The 15,560-nt window shown below is 60.2% G+C and carries 17 protein-coding genes and 1 pseudogene; 13 read left to right on the top strand and 5 right to left on the bottom strand.

Annotated features, from left to right (window positions below; genetic code table 11):
* Positions 1–27: 27 nt before the first annotated feature.
* Positions 28–1,053, bottom strand: a complete 1,026-nt coding sequence (locus tag J4G43_RS23120; protein ID WP_208086424.1) for a fatty acid desaturase family protein — start codon at positions 1,051–1,053, stop codon at positions 28–30.
* 3 nt (positions 1,054–1,056) lie between these two features.
* The gene (locus J4G43_RS23115; protein WP_208086423.1) at positions 1,057–1,761 is read right to left on the bottom strand and encodes a TetR/AcrR family transcriptional regulator C-terminal domain-containing protein; all 705 of its coding nucleotides are present in this window, start codon (positions 1,759–1,761) and stop codon (positions 1,057–1,059) included.
* A gap of 344 nt (positions 1,762–2,105) precedes the next feature.
* Here J4G43_RS23115 and rpsF point away from each other — a divergent pair, with 344 nt between their 5' ends.
* The 5 genes from rpsF to J4G43_RS23090 all read left to right on the top strand — a co-directional run bounded on the left by rpsF (position 2,106) and on the right by J4G43_RS23090 (position 6,666).
* Entirely contained in the window at positions 2,106–2,612 is a 507-nt protein-coding gene (rpsF, locus tag J4G43_RS23110) for a 30S ribosomal protein S6 (RefSeq protein ID WP_014495806.1), read from the top strand.
* A gap of 5 nt (positions 2,613–2,617) precedes the next feature.
* Positions 2,618–2,857, top strand: coding sequence for a 30S ribosomal protein S18 (rpsR, locus tag J4G43_RS23105; protein WP_208086422.1), 240 nt, complete (start codon positions 2,618–2,620; stop codon positions 2,855–2,857).
* Between the two features lie 523 nt (positions 2,858–3,380).
* A complete protein-coding gene (locus tag J4G43_RS23100) occupies positions 3,381–4,724 on the top strand; it encodes an IS1380-like element ISBdi2 family transposase (protein ID WP_208086421.1) in 1,344 nt (447 codons plus the stop codon).
* A gap of 172 nt (positions 4,725–4,896) precedes the next feature.
* Positions 4,897–5,445 carry an acyltransferase family protein gene (locus tag J4G43_RS23095; protein ID WP_225005047.1) on the top strand — a complete coding sequence of 183 codons (549 nt, stop codon included), beginning with the start codon at positions 4,897–4,899 and terminating at the stop codon, positions 5,443–5,445.
* A gap of 195 nt (positions 5,446–5,640) precedes the next feature.
* Entirely contained in the window at positions 5,641–6,666 is a 1,026-nt protein-coding gene (locus J4G43_RS23090; RefSeq protein WP_166353271.1) for an IS110 family RNA-guided transposase, read from the top strand.
* 350 nt (positions 6,667–7,016) lie between these two features.
* Here the strand turns inward: J4G43_RS23090 and J4G43_RS23085 are convergent.
* Positions 7,017–8,113, bottom strand: a pseudogene (locus J4G43_RS23085) (IS3 family transposase); the annotation flags it as partial.
* 1 nt (position 8,114) lies between these two features.
* Here J4G43_RS23085 and J4G43_RS23080 point away from each other — a divergent pair.
* The 6 genes from J4G43_RS23080 (at position 8,115) to J4G43_RS23055 (ending at position 12,541) form a co-directional block, all read left to right on the top strand.
* A complete protein-coding gene (locus tag J4G43_RS23080) occupies positions 8,115–8,690 on the top strand; it encodes a hypothetical protein (RefSeq protein WP_212479342.1) in 576 nt (191 codons plus the stop codon).
* Positions 8,691–8,693: 3 nt separating this feature from the next.
* Entirely contained in the window at positions 8,694–8,861 is a 168-nt protein-coding gene (locus J4G43_RS23075; protein WP_155258218.1) for a hypothetical protein, read from the top strand.
* A gap of 931 nt (positions 8,862–9,792) precedes the next feature.
* Positions 9,793–10,203 carry a hypothetical protein gene (locus J4G43_RS23070; protein WP_155258219.1) on the top strand — a complete coding sequence of 137 codons (411 nt, stop codon included), beginning with the start codon at positions 9,793–9,795 and terminating at the stop codon, positions 10,201–10,203.
* 634 nt (positions 10,204–10,837) lie between these two features.
* Positions 10,838–11,101 (top strand): hypothetical protein, encoded by a 264-nt coding sequence (locus J4G43_RS23065; RefSeq protein ID WP_208086419.1) that lies wholly within the window; start codon positions 10,838–10,840, stop codon positions 11,099–11,101.
* A gap of 73 nt (positions 11,102–11,174) precedes the next feature.
* Positions 11,175–11,870 (top strand): hypothetical protein, encoded by a 696-nt coding sequence (locus tag J4G43_RS23060; protein WP_028154115.1) that lies wholly within the window; start codon positions 11,175–11,177, stop codon positions 11,868–11,870.
* Positions 11,871–11,881: 11 nt separating this feature from the next.
* On the top strand, positions 11,882–12,541 hold the full coding sequence (locus J4G43_RS23055; protein WP_028154116.1) for a hypothetical protein: 660 nt from the start codon (positions 11,882–11,884) through the stop codon (positions 12,539–12,541).
* 49 nt (positions 12,542–12,590) lie between these two features.
* Here J4G43_RS23055 and J4G43_RS23050 read toward each other — a convergent pair whose 3' ends face one another.
* Positions 12,591–13,019, bottom strand: coding sequence for a hypothetical protein (locus J4G43_RS23050; protein ID WP_028154117.1), 429 nt, complete (start codon positions 13,017–13,019; stop codon positions 12,591–12,593).
* 37 nt (positions 13,020–13,056) lie between these two features.
* Positions 13,057–13,761: a hypothetical protein gene (locus tag J4G43_RS23045; protein WP_028154118.1), complete on the bottom strand. Its 705-nt coding sequence runs from the start codon at positions 13,759–13,761 to the stop codon at positions 13,057–13,059.
* Positions 13,762–14,267: 506 nt separating this feature from the next.
* On the opposite strand from J4G43_RS23045, the gene J4G43_RS23040 reads away from it, so the two are divergent.
* Together J4G43_RS23040 and J4G43_RS23035 are read left to right on the top strand one after the other, a co-directional pair.
* Positions 14,268–14,447: a ribbon-helix-helix protein, CopG family gene (locus tag J4G43_RS23040; protein WP_028154119.1), complete on the top strand. Its 180-nt coding sequence runs from the start codon at positions 14,268–14,270 to the stop codon at positions 14,445–14,447.
* A 74-nt stretch (positions 14,448–14,521) separates the two neighbouring features.
* A complete protein-coding gene (locus J4G43_RS23035; RefSeq protein WP_049832040.1) occupies positions 14,522–15,556 on the top strand; it encodes a helix-turn-helix domain-containing protein in 1,035 nt (344 codons plus the stop codon).
* Positions 15,557–15,560: the final 4 nt, after the last annotated feature.

The following is a 15,560-nucleotide window of genomic DNA, read 5'->3' as shown; positions in this document are numbered from 1 at the left end:
CCCGGGATTCAACGGGGAATGCTGGCCCTAGAATCCACCATTGGTCTGATTGGCGTCGACCGCCGCCCCTGCCTGCGCGCGGCGCGCGCTGTTCACGAGTTGCCCCGGCCGGTCATCCCGGTCCGGCTTCGCGGTCGCCAGCCGCAGCACCGCGGCGTAGCCCGGCTGCACCTCTATGCGGCCGGCGTGCCGGCTCGCACTCAGCAGGCGATGCACCTTCGGCAGATTGTAGCAGGGCACGTAGAATAAGAGATGATGCTCGAGGTGATAGTTCACGTAGTACGGCGCGATGAACAGCCGCTCGAGGAAATTCGCATGCGTGGTGCGGGTGTTGCGCAAGGGATCGCTGCTGTCGGGCACGACAGCGTGCTCGGCGATGTTGCGGATGCGGGTGATGACCATCATCCAGGTCAACAGCGGCACCAGCCATAGCAGCGGATAGGCCCACCACACGCCGGCTGCCGCAAGCGCTGCGAACATCGCGGCATTGGCGAGGCATTGCGGGCCGAGTTTCTCCCAGAAATGCGCCGCGCGCTGCCGCAACGTCCAGTCCTTCGGCCCGAGCGCGTTGAGCAGTTGCGCCTTGCGCTGCTGGTAGCCGGTCTGCCCAGTGATGTCGCGAATGAACTTGCGGCGATAGCTCAGCCTGGTGATCGGAAACGGCGCCGACAGTACGAGATCGGGGTCGTCCTCCTGCTGGGTGCGCGCGTGATGCTGAAGGTGGTAGCGCCGATAGCTGCGCGTCTCCGCAAAGAGAGGATAGGCGCAGAACCATTGGCTCAGGGTCAGATTGGTCTTCTCGTCAGCGGACAGGCAGCCATGCGCGCCGTCATGCATCAGGATCGCAAGCCCGAGCTGGCGCGAACCGATGATGGCAACGGCGAGAATGTAGGTGATCGGGTTGGGCCACCACGCGACCAAAGCGATCGCTGCGACAATGAGTGCCCAGGCGTGGGCGATCAGCGCGACGCCTTTCCAGGTCACGCGCTGGCGCACGTCGGCAAGCTGGTCGTCGGTCAGGAAATCGCGGGCACGCATGCGAAGTGCGGTCATGGCCTAACCCTCCTCATTCGAACTGCCAGATGCGTCGCGCTCGGCGACCAGACGGAGCCGCGCCGTGTCGCTGGCTGATTTCGCCTGCTCGCCGAGCACACGCAGCATCTCGGCGCACAATTCATCCGGCGACCGGCCCATCGCGTACCCCTCGAGAATGACGCCGATGGCGACGGCCCAGAATCGCCGCGAGCTTTCGTCGGGCGCACGCAGGGAGCGCCAGCCGTGCCGCGCAACTTGGCTCGCATAGGCGCGTGCGCCTTCACCGTGCAGGCGCTCGATGGTGCGCTCGACCAGCGGCGCAAGATCCTGGCGCCGGCGGGTCAGCGTCAGCGCCTCGGCGAAGAAGGCGACCGAATCGCTCGCCGTCACGGTCTCGGCCAGCGCACGGGTGTAGTCCCGCGGCGTGCGCGCTTTCAGCGCTGCCTGCTCCGTCGCCCGCGCCAGATACAGCAGCTCGCGGCAGGCGCATTCGACGAACAGCGCCTCCTTGGTGCGGAAGTAATAGGTGATCTGGCTCGGGAACGCGTCCGCTGCGGCGGCGATGTCGGTGATGGCCGTGCCGGACAGCCCCCGCTCCCTGAACAGCGGGCTCGCCGCATCCAGCAGCAGCGACCGCATCTTGCGGCCGGCCGAACGTGTAGCCCGGGCAGCATGCTTGGGGTCGCCAGCCGCCTCTAACGGCTCATGGACCGACTTTTCCGCCATTGGGGTCTCTGCGTTGATTTATTTGTATGCTATACAAACAAATAAATCAAGCTGGTATGGTCCGCGAGGACCGGTCCCGCTGCCCGCACCGGAACCATCCGGGGCCGAAAGCACGGCCTCCAACCTTGCAAAGCCGGCCAAAATCCGTATAAGCGCGCCATCCGCAGACCCCGGCCGGGAGCTGAACGGACGGTCTCAGCAAATCATTCGTGATTTTGGTGTGGCAGGGCCAGTCGGCCCGTCGTCCCGTGTTTCCGCCTTCTGAGCTTAATCCCAGAGTCCTTTCCGAAGGCCTCTTAAGGGCTTGACGCCGGGCGATGCGCCAACATGAGGAAAGGACCACTATGGCTCTCTATGAGCATGTTTTTCTCGCGCGCCAAGACGCGAGCACGCAGCAGGTCGAAGAGCTGACTGCGCAGATGACCGGCATCGTCGAGGGTCTCGGCGGCAAGGTCACCAAGACCGAGAATTGGGGCGTTCGCTCCCTCACCTACCGCATGAACAAGAACCGCAAGGCGCACTTCGTGCTGCTCAACATCGACGCGCCGTCCGCGGCGATCGCCGAGATCGAGCGCCAGGAGCGCATCAGCGAAGACGTGATCCGCTATCTCAGCGTTCGCGTCGAGGAGCTCGAGGAAGGCCCGTCGGCGATGATGCGCAAGGCTGACCGTGACCGCGAGCGTGACGACCGTGGCGGCGGCTTCCGCGGCGATCGTGAAGGCGGTGGCTTCCGTGGCGACCGCGAGGGTGGTTTCCGTGGCGGCGATCGCGACGGTGGTGGCTTCCGCGGTGACCGCGGTCCGCGCCGTCCGCGCGACGAAGCTGAAACGACAACGCCGGATGCGGAGTAAGATCAATGGCTGAAGCTGGTGCACGCCGTCCGTTTTTCCGTCGTCGCAAGAGCTGCCCGTTCACGGGCGCAAATGCTCCGAAGATCGACTACAAGGACTCCAAGCTCTTGATGCGCTACCTTTCCGAGCGCGGCAAGATCGTGCCGAGCCGCATCACCGCGGTGTCGGCCAAGAAGCAGCGTGAGCTCGCCCGCGCCATCAAGCGCGCGCGCTTCCTGGGCCTGCTGCCCTACGTCATTCGCTAAGACGAATTCGGCCGGCGGCGACATCGCCGCCGGCCGCGCTTTTTTGGTTTCATAAGGCTTCCGGGTCGTCCGGTCGCCGATGGTTGGGGCAAGATGCCTCTAACCGCTCGTTTGAGCCACAAGAATTTTCTTTAGTAATATCAACGAATCTACTGCCAAACGTTCACGGTAGGTACCGGGTTTTTCACCCCGTTTCTGCTACGAAACCGCTACGGTTGAGGCTCCGTTCCTCCCGTCGCTGGGAGCCCCGCCCACGCGCGCCCCGAGACCGTGAGGCTCTGCCACCCCGGCCATCAAAAGGCTCCTGCACGGGCTCCCCCTGCGGCTCAGGTTGCCCCTCGCTGGATCACCGTGCCTGTGCAGGCGCGCGAGATGTCACAGCTTTTTCGCGTTCTCGGACGCAAGAGCTGCACTAGCCCGTCTTATTCGTAAGAGTGCGCCTGAGGGGTAAAGCGCTGATGCGGCGTAGGATTCGGTTGCGAAGCCAACCCCATCACCTCCAACCGCGAACGCCACGCCCGCCATGACCGACGATACGATTCCGCCCTTCTCGTTTCCAGCCGTTCACGCCAAGAAAGTCACAGCTGCCTTCGATGGTGGGCGCCTAACCTCGAACGGGGGCGTGATGCTTCTGGCGATGGCCGAGCGGCGTCTCGGTTTGGCCAACAATCTGGCCCGGGTGTTCCCGGATCGGCGCGATCCGACGCGGGTCGTGCACAGCCTGGTCGATATGTTCCGCGCTCGCATGTTCGCGATCTGCTGCGGCTACGAGGACGCCGACGACCTCGATCATCTGAGGTCCGATCCGGCATTCAAACTGGCCTGCGGACGGCTGCCGGACACGGGCCGGGATTTGTGTTCCCAGCCGACGCTGTCGCGGCTGGAGAATGCTCCGCGCCTGCGCGACGTGATCCGGCTGACCTACATTTTGGTCGACGCATGGATGGATAGCTACCCCCACGAGCCGGCATCCGTCACGCTCGACATCGATGATACCTGCGACGTCGTCCACGGCCATCAGCAGCTCTCGCTGTTCAACGCTCATTATGACGAACGCTGCTTCCTGCCGATCCACGTCTACGACACGGAGAAGAGCCGGCCCGTGGCCGTCGTGCTGCGGCCCGGCAAGACGCCGGGCGGCGTCGAGGTGCGTGCCCATCTGCGCCGCCTGGTACGGCATATCCGGACGCGATGGCACAACACGCAAATTACGTTCCGTGGCGACGGGCACTATGCCCGGCCGGAGGCCATGGCGTGGTGCGAGACCAACGGCATCGACTACATCTTCGGTCTGTCCGGCACCAAGCCTCTCGCCAGAAAAGTCGACGAGGTCGCCGACGACATCCGCACGCGACGCGCCATCGAGAACCTGCCGGTTCTGCGTGGCTATACCGAGACGCGCCACAAGGCAAAGTCCTGGGATCGCGAACGGCGCACTGTCGCCCGTATTGAGGCGACGATGCTCGGCCTCGACATCCGCTTCGTCGTCACCAGCCTCGATGTCGGCTCGGCCGAGTGGATCTACGACAGCCTGTATTGCGCGCGCGGCCAAGCCGAGAATCTGATCAAGCTGCATAAGACGCAGCTCGCCTCCGATCGCACCAGCTGCCGTTCGGCGCTCGCCAACCAGGTCCGTCTCGTGCTCCATACGGCCGCTTATTGGCTGATGCTGACCGTGCGCGACGCCATTCCCAAAGCCCGGGAATTGGCCGCTGCCGAGTTCGCGACGCTGCGTCTTCGGCTCTTGAAAATCGCCGCCCGTGTCGTCGAGACCACGAGCCGCATTCGCCTTGCGTTTGCCGCGGCATGTCCCGAAGCCGACCTGATCTGCGGCTTGCCCGGCGCGCTGCTGCCGCTCGGTCCTTGACCGGCGGGGCGTCCGCCCCCGTTCGCCCAACCCATCCCTCAAGCGCGTTGCAAAGTACCGGTCGTCAGGCGGCGAAAAGCCGAAGGCAATCCTGTGCGCCTCGTCAGACAAGATGTGCGGCCGCATCAATCGGGCCCAAAAGCCGCACTCTCACGAATAGGACGGGCTAGCGATGCTCGCCTTCGCCGCGGTTGCAACGGCATACACGTGCTACGATTTCGGAAGCCTAAACGGCGGTTTCGACCGCAGAACCTTCTGGATTGGCTTTGTACGGGTAGGTTTTTCATTTATCGCGGGCGTTGTTGCTTACCGTATTGGCAGGCAACCGCTGTTGCCACGGGCAGCATATTACCTTCCACTTATCCTGCTTGCGACCTTCTTTTGGCCCTTCCTTTGGAAGCCCTACGATTTCCTGATCGTCACAATCGTATATCCGCTCCTTGTTTGGCTGGGCGCTAATGCAATCGGGAGTCCGTCGATCAACCGTTTTAGCGAGTTTATCGGAGATCTTTCATATCCGCTTTATATGACCCACTACGTTCTACTCATGCTATTGTTCGGCGGAACTTCGGCAGGTTGGGTTGCGCAGAATCATGCAGCGCTAGCGGTACCAACCATGACGCTAGTTGCAATCGCTTTTAGCTTTCTTGTTAAGCGATATCTCGACGAACCGATCCGAGCCACTTTGCGTCACAGATCATTTGAGCACCTCAAAGGCTAATGCAGGGTGAAATGGACCCGCGGAGCGGGACCGGTTGAACCGGTTTGTTAGTTGGAAACGGATCGCTCCTGATCCCTTTCTATCACGCAGCCAGAGACTCTGTCTGCTGGAGTTGCTGTGATGGGGTGGACGCCCCTCGACGGCATCGATGTGCCAAAGTGAAGGGTGTTGAACCGTCAGAAAGAGGAAGCGTCCGTGAACGAAGTTAGCACGATTGGACTAGACTTGGCGAAACATGTTTTTCAGGCACATGGCGCAGACGCTGGCGGCGTTGTTGTTTTCCGCAAACAGCTGCGTCGTGATAATGTGCTGGCTTTCTTTGCTCAGCAGCCTGCGTGCCTGGTAGCGATGGAAGCCTGCGCCAGCGCCCATCACTGGGCTCGTGAGATTGGCAAGCTGGGTCACGCAGTGCGTCTGATTCCACCGTCCTATGTAAAGCCCTTTGTGAAACGCCAGAAAAACGATATGGCCGATGCAGAAGCGATTTGCGAAGCAGCCCAACGCCCCACCATGCGCTTTGCCGCCGTGAAGAGTGAGGACCAGCAGGCGAGCGCGGTCGTGTTTCGCGCTCGCGATCTTTTGGTCCGGCAACGTACTCAGATCATAAACGCGTTGCGAGGTCACCTCGCCGAATACGGCCTGGTCGTTGCAAAGGGGGCGTCCAATGTCGCCGCGCTGGTTGAGCACGCGCAAGCTTCCGGGAGCAGCGTGCCAACGGCGGCGCAACCGGCGCTCGATATCCTAGTCAAGATGCTGGCGGTGCTGGAAGAGCAAATCAAGCAACTCGATATTGAGATCGCGCGACGAGCCCGAGAAGAGGAAGTTGCTCGACGGCTTATGACAGTTCCTGGCATCGGCCCAATCACTGCGACAGCTCTGATGGCGCTAGCGCCTGAGCCCGAAAACTTCAAACGTGGCCGGGATTTCGCCGCGTGGTTGGGGTTGACGCCGCTGCAACGTTCCACTGGTGGAAGACAGAAGCTCGGCCAAATATCGAAAATGGGTGAGCGAACGCTGCGGCGTCTCCTCATCATCGGGGCGAGTGCGGTGGTGAAGCTGGCTCGCCGACGCGGTCAATCGCAAGGGGCATGGCTGGAGCGCATGCTCGCTCGTAAGCCGCCCATGCTTGTCGCCGTCGCTCTCGCCAACAAGATGGCTCGCACCGTGTGGGCTTTGATGGTCAACGGTGGGGTCTACAAAGCTCCGGTCGCAGCGGCTTAATCGCTTAGTCCGCCCGACCAGAGGTCGTCGAGGAGGTAGGAAGGTCAAACGGAAGGTACGGCGCAACAGTCGATGAGACGGGGTCGGGAAAACCAGTACATGCCCAAGTGCTTCCAAGTACGCCGCTGTGATTTGGACCTGATCCGCGAACTCCCATACGGGCCCGCGACATATGACGGTCGCAATCAAGGCCGGACAGATGTCAGCACCCGACTACGCGCAACACCTAATCGAAAGATTCTTCTTGCATCCACCGGGGCGTCCACAGATGGGCATGTGGTCAACGCGTCAGCGTTGTCCACCATGTCCACAGCCTGCGCGGCCTGCATCCGTTCGCGCCAGACCGCCATCGGCGTGCGATAGCCGAGGGACTGATGAAGGCGACGATCGTTGTAGAAGGCGATCCAGCTCGCGATCCCTGCCTTGGCCTCGCGGCCGTCGGCATAGCCCTTGAGATAGATGTCCTCATGCTTGAGCGACCGCCACAGCCGCTCGATGAAGACATTGTCCATCCAACGACCGCGGCCATCCATGGAGATCTTGATCCCTGCGCCCACCAACGCGCCGGTGAAGGCCGCGCTGGTGAACTGGCTGCCCTGGTCGGTGTTGAAAATCTCCGGCGTGCCGTAGGTCGCCAGCGCCTCTTCCAGAGCCGCCACGCAGAACGAGACGTCCATCGTATTCGACAACCGCCACGCCAGAACCGCACGGCTCGCCCAGTCGATGATGGCGACGAGATAGAGAAAGCCGCGGCCGATGGGCAGATACGTGATGTCGGCCGCCCACACCTGGTTCGGCCGGTCGATCGTCATGTTGCGCAGCAGATAGGGATAGATCTTGTGGCCCGGCGCCGGCTTTGTCGTGTTCGGCTTCGGTCCCAGCGCCGCGATGCCCATCTTGCGCATCAACCGCTGCACGCGCTTGCGATTGACCTGAAGCCCCTCAGCCTTCAGCATCGCGGTCATTCGCCGCGAGCCCAGGAATGGCCAGGCGGTGAACAGCTCGTCGATCCGCTGCATCAGGGCAAGGTCGTTGTCGTTGGCCGGCTGTGGCGGCCGGTAGACCCCAGAACGGGCGATGCCAAGCAACATGCATTGCCGGCGGATCGACAGCGCCTGGTCGGCGCGATCGAGCATTCCTCGACGGTCCGGCGTGCTCATCTTCCGGACCTCCGCGCTAAAAAATCGCGCTCGACTGTCAGTTGTCCAATCTTGGCGTGCAGCTTCTCGATCTCGCGTTCGCGCGTTTCCTCGCTCTCGCGCCCGACACCCGCGTCAAAAGCCCGGGCCGCCTGGTCCAGCAGCTGCTTCTTCCAGGCATAGATCTGGTTCGGGTGAACCTCATAGCGCTGGGCCAGATCGGCCACCGTCGCCTGCTCCCGCACCGCTTCCAGCGCGATCTTTGCCTTCAACGCCGCGTCGATCTTCCGTCGTGTCTTCTTCGTCATCATGCCCTCCGTCTATCAAACGGAGCGGCCCTTTTCCAACTTAGCCTCTGGTCCCAAAACCGGGGTCCATTTCAGGTCGTCGGCCTTCATTTCCGACAATGTGCGCCCGTGGCATTTGCGCGGCATGAGGATACGCGCCACCTCTGCCGGGAGCGGCTTTGATGCCAGCAGCGGCGGCATCATCTATTTCCAGAAGATTGATTTCCAGACGTTCAATCAGGGTTACGCTCACATGCGGGCGAGCGGGGCCGCGATCATTGCCGCAACCGGCAACTACACCATCAGCGGCGACGCGGGCTTCCACTTGTTGGCCGTCAACAACGGCTATATGGCAAACTACCTCGCGGGCACTGTGCCGCTGACTGGGACGCTCAATTTCAGCCAAGGGTTTGCCTACGCCAACCAGGGCGGTGTGCTCTACACGTCCGGCATGACGTTCAACCCGGCGGGCGCGACCGTGACCGGGCCACGTTACGCCGCAACCTCGAACGGCGTCATCGCGACAGGCGGCGGCGGCGCCAACTATTTCCCCGGCAGCATCGCAGGCAGCATCAGCGCGGGCGGCATCTACGGCTAGGCCATGCGGGAGATCGCCAAGCAGGTTGTCGAAACCATGCGGGCAACACCGTTCCTGCTCGCCATCCTGATTATCAATCTGGCGGTGCTGATCGGCTTCGCGTTCACGCTGCGCGAGGTCGGCAAGGCGATTGCCCGGCGTGACGCGATGCTCGAACGCTGCATCAAATAGGAGGCAGGCCATGAGCGTGATGGCACGCCTCGACCCGCGATCCCCCTGTGCCACACGGCACAGGGGCTATTTCTTTGGGTCGAGACCGTATCTGGAACGCGGTGAAAGGCCGGGTGCTGCCGGTTCTTGACCTTGATCCAGTGGCCGCATCGCCCGGCGCGATAGGTGCGGTCGCCGTGCTTCGACACCAAACCGGGCCTGAACCGTAGTCTCGGAGATTGCCAACTGTTCCCGGACTGCGCGCGAGAGTCGCACCGCGATCCTATAGTAAGCCTTGAGTTGTCAAATGCGGCGCTCTAAAGTTGCAAGATACAGTAACTTAAACCTTTCTGTTTTGCCACGTGTGCTTTTCCAGAAGGAGAAGGCAATGCGAACGTTTGTTCATACCTTTTCAACACTAGCGAGCGCCATTCAGAAGCGTTGCGCGTTCGGTTTTGCCATTGCGGTGGCTTCCACATCGGCTCTTGCATCGTTGCTCAGTGAAGGTCATCCCGACAGTGGACGGTCGCCAGCACGATCCCGTTGCTGCCCTTCGCGGTAAGGCGTCTTGATGAGACCGCGCGACAGTACCGACAGTGGGAAACGTCGCCCTGTAGCCGTCCCGGAGCTTCTGAGTTGCACAAACGCACGAACCGCTGCCATGTCCTTTGCGACTTCGGGCTGTCTAGCCCGTCCTATTCGTGAGAGACGGGCTAGCAACAAGCACCGACCGAATGACCGCTTGTGGCCCATCGCGACAAGTTTGGGAGGTCTTGCTGAGGTCTCCTATCGGACGCAGAGCCGACTTGAGTTGCTCACTGCAAGTATTACGGCTCGTGACCCCAACCGGATATCGGTACGCGCGGGTGCGGGATAGCGCTCGATTGTGCAGGGAACGTCTCGATTTCGCGGACCCGGCATTGGCGGCCGCGTCTACTCATGGAGGCTCATCATGAGGGCCATATTTGCCTTGTTGTTTTATTTGCTGCTTTTGCCTTTGGTTTTTGCTCATGAACACACGAATGCCGTACCGGAGATCGACCGGAAGTTTCTCGACAATCTTCAGCGACCGGACAACCGTCCTGATGATGGTCGTGACAAGAAATCCAAATCATGCTGCACAGAAAAGGATGCCGTAAGCGTCGAATACAAGATGGTCGTGCCCACAGGCGCTAAGTATCCGGAGCCTGAGTGGTACGTGTGGATTAGGGCGCATAAACCCGACGACACACCGAGTGGATACAAGTGGGTGAAAGTGCCACCAGAGAAAATCGTAGAAGAGTATTCGCCTTCAGGCCAAGCATACGTTTATCTGATGGGTTACACTATCCAATGCTTCGTGCGCCCACAGACGCGGTATTGAAGAGCTAGCCCCTTGTCGCCCGAGCACATGATCCGCGTCTTGGGATGCTTGGACTCGTCGGGAAACGGCGTCTTCCGAAAATCTGCCAAGCGAACCCCCATCGGGATCCCGCGAAACGTGACTGGCTCAGCCAGCGCGGTGGCGATCAGCGCGGGCAGCGACGCAAAGCCAAGACACGACCTGATGATCCATATCCGCCTGTGAGTCGCAAAGTTCGACTCAGAACGCTTTGACATGAGGAGCCCCCTTCCAGCTTTCGAGACGGCGGCACGGAGCCAACCATACAACGCGCTAACCCCATCCACTCCAAGAGCAGGATACCCTGCCCCTCGCACCTTTCCTATTGGCGAGCTGCGCAGGATCATTGGCAACGCCGCGCGGCTCCCGCCATCGCCGCCTGATCACTGGCCCCGGCTCGCAGGTGCCAGGGCTGAAAAAAGGCAGGCGGGACGCAACACACCCGCTTTCCTATCCGTTGCGCGGACCATCTGTCAGACTACGTTCCGAAGATGTGCACGCCATCTCACGGGAAGCCCGCATTCCGTGTGCGTTGATACTGGGACCACTTGAGGGCGACCAAACGAATCTGTAGTCTGAAGGCGCAAGATCATCACTGCAATTCGGGAGACCTCGGGTGACGCCTGATCAGAAGCGCGAACTCCGAGAACTGGAGCGTCGCTCTCGCATATACGCAGAGAGGGTACAACAGATCGCGGATGTGCTCGCCAACGTCGATTTTCTTCGAGCGCTTGAAGTCGCGTCACCGAGAAATGAGACAGCCTGGATGGAGGACTACAGACAAACGCTGGGCAAGCTCGACGAGATAGCCGAACGGCAGGAAGCGCTTCTGAGTGAGGTAGGTATACCGAAGAAGCCGGGTGGTAGTGCGAGATCATAGCGCTTCCGGTCGCGCACTCGTCGCCCCTCTGTAGCCTGTTCCCTTTACCTTTGCGCACGTCCGGAGTTTCCAAATGCTCGACGCATATTTGAGGAAGGGGGCGAGGCTACCGACGGAGGCCAGTGACGGACGCCGTGTCATCGAAGACGTGATCACGTCCACGGTGTTCAGTCCGCTGAAGTTCATGACGCCTCGCGAGGCAGGCCAAATCCTGTCGTGGTTGACGGGCGCCCACCGCGAGGAAGAAGCTGGGGTTCACAGCGTGCAACTGTGGCCACGCTTTGAAGTCGATGGGGCGTCCACGAATCAATACACTATCGAACCAGACTTGGTGATCGACGGGGTTCTGAAGGGGCAACCGTTTCGTTGGATCATCGAAGTGAAGTGGGACGCCGTGTTGTTGCGTCACCAGATCGAAGATCAAGTTAGGATTTGCACAAAAGATCTGCGAGGGTGGCGCCACATATCATTGATCAAGTCGGCAGAGCTTGCGGCATTCGACTCGCAGACCACTATCATCCAGTGGAACCAGACTCTCGCGATCCTTCAAGATGTTCTGCGCTCCAACGCGGCGGAAGGCGCGAGCTTGATATGGTGCCGAGATGCGATCAAGTTTTTGGAAAAACTTGGAGTCGGCACGTTCAAGGGATTCGGACTGTTAGATCTAGCGCCGGTGACGACCGAGGAGATGGACCTCTCAGTCTGGCGCGGATTGTCTGTTGATCATTTGATTGAGGTTACGACGCCAGTCAGCTTTTCCCTGCGGTGAGGAGATTGAGGATGTCCAACATCTACAATTCATTTGCGAACGTTGTGAAGGTCACCAGCGAACTCTCGGCCCTTCAGCAGTCGGCTCGAGATTTGTTTCAGGCACCGGAGGGCTTCGGGCTCTCTTCGTTCGCGTGGACGCCGCATGAGAAGTTTGCGGAGCACGAGTGGGTGTGCGTCTGGGCAGCCATCGGCGCAACGGTTTTCTCTGAGGGACAGAAGAAAAATAGACCTATCGGACGGTTGCTCCTCTGCATGGACCTGTTCCGACAAACGTCTCCTGCCATCACCAGGACCGTGCTGCCTCATTCAACGGAGAGCTTTCTGACCTGCGTCTTCATCGCCGGCAACAATGTCAATGACAAAACGTATGATCCGGTCTCTCTTCAATTCACTACGGACGGATGGCCCATCCACGCAGATTTGTTCGTGGCCCACGAAGGCGGCAGATTGATCCAATATCTGGAACCAGAGGAGCAGGACATCACAGACTGGACGAAGCGCGCTTGGCTGTTCGCGGTCCCACTCTCGGCAATGCCCAACCGGGATCAATTCCGTAAGGAACTGGTCGCTCCATTCTGGAGCGCCATCGCGAACAAGAGCCCCGGGACTATCTTCCCGGAGAGCAGTGCTGCCTGCCGATTTCCGCTGGCGCGGTCCTCTGTTGGTTGAGCTACCAGCACGACGTGATTTTTGGTCACGCCCCCGACCGCCGATAGTTTTATCCTTCCGTTCTCTTCTTCCTGTCGTGAATCATGCGCTCAGTGATGCTGAGCCTGTATCTAGCCGGATCGCCGTCGCGTTGCCCGGGTGGCGTATAGATGTAGTCCGTCTCGAACTTGATGTCCCCGCGCGGGTGATCCTCAATCCACTTCAGGACTTCTGGTGTCGGCACGACGAGATTGGACTGGCCGGTTGGGTGATCGCAGCTCTTACCGCTCTTCATGTACCAACGCTCTCCGCCCCAAGGGTCTCCCTGCTCGACGTAGACACGCCCCTTCTTCGTCTCGATTACCTTGGCCAAATGGTAGCGGAGCATGTTGCCCTGAGTGGCGCGGATCACCGCCGTGTCGGCCGCTTTGACACCACGATAGTAGTTCTCGACCTGCTCTTGGTTCTGCGTGTTGCATGGTGCCTGCTGCTTTTTCATCAGGTCTCCTGTGGCTGCCCCTGACACCCGAAAAATTTTAGGTCTGCGGGCGCCAGAACTGCGTGCTGTAGTTGTTCAATCCGCGGCTGTGAGAATCAACAATCGCCTGAAAGGTTTCCGGGATTTTGCCACCGTCACCACCTTCCCTGAAATAATCCCGAACCGAATAGAGCGCTCCTCTCATGAGCTGCTCCCAGGTCTGATACAGCCTGTCTTGCAGGTCTTGTTCCCGCTTGGCAGCGCTCGGCTTTCGTTTTGGGGTTGGCGTCCTGTAGTCCGGACTTAGGTCCACGTCGTGGACGAACGTTATGCTGCCAAGCGTCCACTTGTCGTCTACGGTCGGACGCCAGCGATAGCTTACTCTCACCCTCAGATGTTTGCTGAAGCGGTAAGGCGGAGTGATCTGGTCATCAATGGAAAAGAGTTGCCCCTCCCTCTGTTCCGTTTCCATCCGTTGCTTCATGGCCCCGACAGCGAAGGATAAGTCACTCGCTGCTTTCCGAAGGGCGCTTTCTGTTTCCGCCCGCTTTCGTGCCGCCTTGGCTTGACGGTGCCTCTCCAGCGACTGTTCGAAACGATGAAATCGGGTTGCGATGTACGGGCCGCAGTCCGCGAGACCGAGACGGTACAAAGCCGCTGCACGTTCCTCCCGGACCGCTTGCTCAACGAGCTTGTCCAACTCGATTTCGTCGATCGACGCCAGGGCAATCTGTTGATTGCTAGGAATGTTGATCTCTCCCATGTTGAGACTCCTCGTTTCTCTTTCCCGGGATTCAGTTGCGAGCCGATGGACGACGTTAGATCAATATGGCTGCACAGTGGCTGTCGGTTCAAGGGCTGGAGCGAACGACAGGGTGGCTTGTCCGCAGCGGGCTCGCATTCGATTGGCCCCGAGCTCCAAGGGGAGTACACCGCTGCTCAGCGCGAAGCCGAACACAACGGGCGCGGCATGTGGTCCGGCGGTTATGTTCTGCCTTGGCTCTATCGACCGTGCATCACCCAAGGCGGAACGCCCGCTGGCTCCTCTGACGATGCGAACGCGCGTCACTGACTCAGCATCGTTGCGCCGGGTCGCTCAGCAGAGTGGTTCTTGGTTCAAAATTTGACGCCTGCACGGGTTCGTGTTAGGCCTTGATCCATCATCGCTGTAATTTTTGATCGGAAGCCCCGCCGTAGGTGGGGCTTTTGTCGTCGACCTATCCGACGCCTCGGCAATCCCGCCGGGGCGTTTTTGTTTTGGAGGAACTTATGACTAACCGCTTTTTCTACGATCCCGACACGGCACGACCCTATGTCGGCCTCAGGCTCTCAGCGCATCAGCTGGGCGCGCTGGACGAAGCACGCCTGAACCTACGTCAAAGCAGGTCAGAGTTCGTGAGGCAGGCCATCGATGATCGCCTGCAACGGCTCCAAGCCGCTGCGACGTAACGACACCCATCAAGCAAAAGCCCCAGCGCTGGAACGCCGGGGCTGAGAGAAGTTCAAAATCTAGCAGAGTTCTTATGTCACGAAACAAGGCAAAAATCAAATCTGATGCTCCCGTCCTCACGTCACCGGAAGGCGTGAAGATACAGATCACCGCCGGCCGAAAGCTGCAAATGATCCGGTCTTACGCTGAAGATCTCGAAATCACAGACGCCCAGTTCCGGGCGCTGGTCTGCATCACTGATCGTCTGAATGAGGGACGCTCCGGAGATGAGAGCCGGTGGGGAAGCTCCTATCCGAATTACGAAACCCTCGCGAAGGATATCGCGAAGGACGAACGCGCCGCAAAGCGCATCATCAAGGAACTGAAAACTGGCCAGCGTGAAATCCGCTCCAAGAGCGGGGAGAGGAAGCTCGTCCCGTGCAAGGCAGTGCTGAACGTCAAGAGCACCAAGAAGGGCAAGTCTGACGAGGTTAATGAGTACCGACTGAAGAACTGGGGAGCGTTCGCTGTCGCACCTGCGGAGGGTGCGTTCACCGCATCCCAACAATCCGATGAGGGTGCTGTCACCGGTCAGGAAGGGTGCGGTGACCTGTCAGAAGGGGTGCGGTCACCTGTGCATGAGAGTCCGGTCACCGCACCCGACTCTTCTCAGGGACCCGGCTCAGAGACCCAACCCAAAGACCCGACCCAAGCGGCGCCCGCTTCCGGCGAGCGCGGGCCGGATGTTGGTTCTGATGATCGGATCGACACCACGCCGCCAGAGGATTGCCAAAGCCGCGAGACCCAACAAGGCAAGGTGGTCCAAGATAACCAGAAGGACGATCGACATCTTGAGCAGTACCGGAAAGCCGGCGAGAAAATCTGGCTGATGTTCCACAAGGCTCCGGTTGACCAGCATGACGAGTTTATCAAACTGTTCGTTGAACTGGCGCAAGCGGGTGAGATCAACAGCTCAGAAGAAGTGCGGTACGGCCTCATGTGTCATCTGCGGGATACCGAACCGAAGTGGCAGAAGAGCCCGGTGAATTTCCTGACGAAACGAGTTTGGAAGACCTACCGGGCAACAGCCAGCGGCGCTGGTGAGACCCAAAAGCGCATGGCGATCTAGCCGG

It is taken from the genome of Bradyrhizobium barranii subsp. barranii (assembly GCF_017565645.3).
Taxonomy (GTDB): domain Bacteria; phylum Pseudomonadota; class Alphaproteobacteria; order Rhizobiales; family Xanthobacteraceae; genus Bradyrhizobium; species Bradyrhizobium barranii.
The sequence above is the reverse complement of the archived record's forward strand: the minus strand, read 5'-3'. Positions and strand labels throughout refer to the sequence as shown.

Coding starts and splice junctions, on each gene's coding strand:
- J4G43_RS23060 (WP_028154115.1), top strand. CDS start 11,175: ATGCTCGACGCATATTTGAGGAAGGGGGCGAGGCTACCGACGGAGGCC.
- J4G43_RS23055 (WP_028154116.1), top strand. CDS start 11,882: ATGTCCAACATCTACAATTCATTTGCGAACGTTGTGAAGGTCACCAGC.
- J4G43_RS23080 (WP_212479342.1), top strand. CDS start 8,115: ATGCCCTCCGTCTATCAAACGGAGCGGCCCTTTTCCAACTTAGCCTCT.
- rpsF (WP_014495806.1), top strand. CDS start 2,106: ATGGCTCTCTATGAGCATGTTTTTCTCGCGCGCCAAGACGCGAGCACG.
- J4G43_RS23115 (WP_208086423.1), bottom strand. CDS start 1,761: ATGGCGGAAAAGTCGGTCCATGAGCCGTTAGAGGCGGCTGGCGACCCC.
- J4G43_RS23050 (WP_028154117.1), bottom strand. CDS start 13,019: ATGAAAAAGCAGCAGGCACCATGCAACACGCAGAACCAAGAGCAGGTC.
- J4G43_RS23070 (WP_155258219.1), top strand. CDS start 9,793: ATGAGGGCCATATTTGCCTTGTTGTTTTATTTGCTGCTTTTGCCTTTG.
- J4G43_RS23045 (WP_028154118.1), bottom strand. CDS start 13,761: ATGGGAGAGATCAACATTCCTAGCAATCAACAGATTGCCCTGGCGTCG.
- rpsR (WP_208086422.1), top strand. CDS start 2,618: ATGGCTGAAGCTGGTGCACGCCGTCCGTTTTTCCGTCGTCGCAAGAGC.
- J4G43_RS23035 (WP_049832040.1), top strand. CDS start 14,522: ATGTCACGAAACAAGGCAAAAATCAAATCTGATGCTCCCGTCCTCACG.
- J4G43_RS23120 (WP_208086424.1), bottom strand. CDS start 1,053: ATGACCGCACTTCGCATGCGTGCCCGCGATTTCCTGACCGACGACCAG.
- J4G43_RS23075 (WP_155258218.1), top strand. CDS start 8,694: ATGCGGGAGATCGCCAAGCAGGTTGTCGAAACCATGCGGGCAACACCG.
- J4G43_RS23040 (WP_028154119.1), top strand. CDS start 14,268: ATGACTAACCGCTTTTTCTACGATCCCGACACGGCACGACCCTATGTC.
- J4G43_RS23095 (WP_225005047.1), top strand. CDS start 4,897: ATGCTCGCCTTCGCCGCGGTTGCAACGGCATACACGTGCTACGATTTC.
- J4G43_RS23100 (WP_208086421.1), top strand. CDS start 3,381: ATGACCGACGATACGATTCCGCCCTTCTCGTTTCCAGCCGTTCACGCC.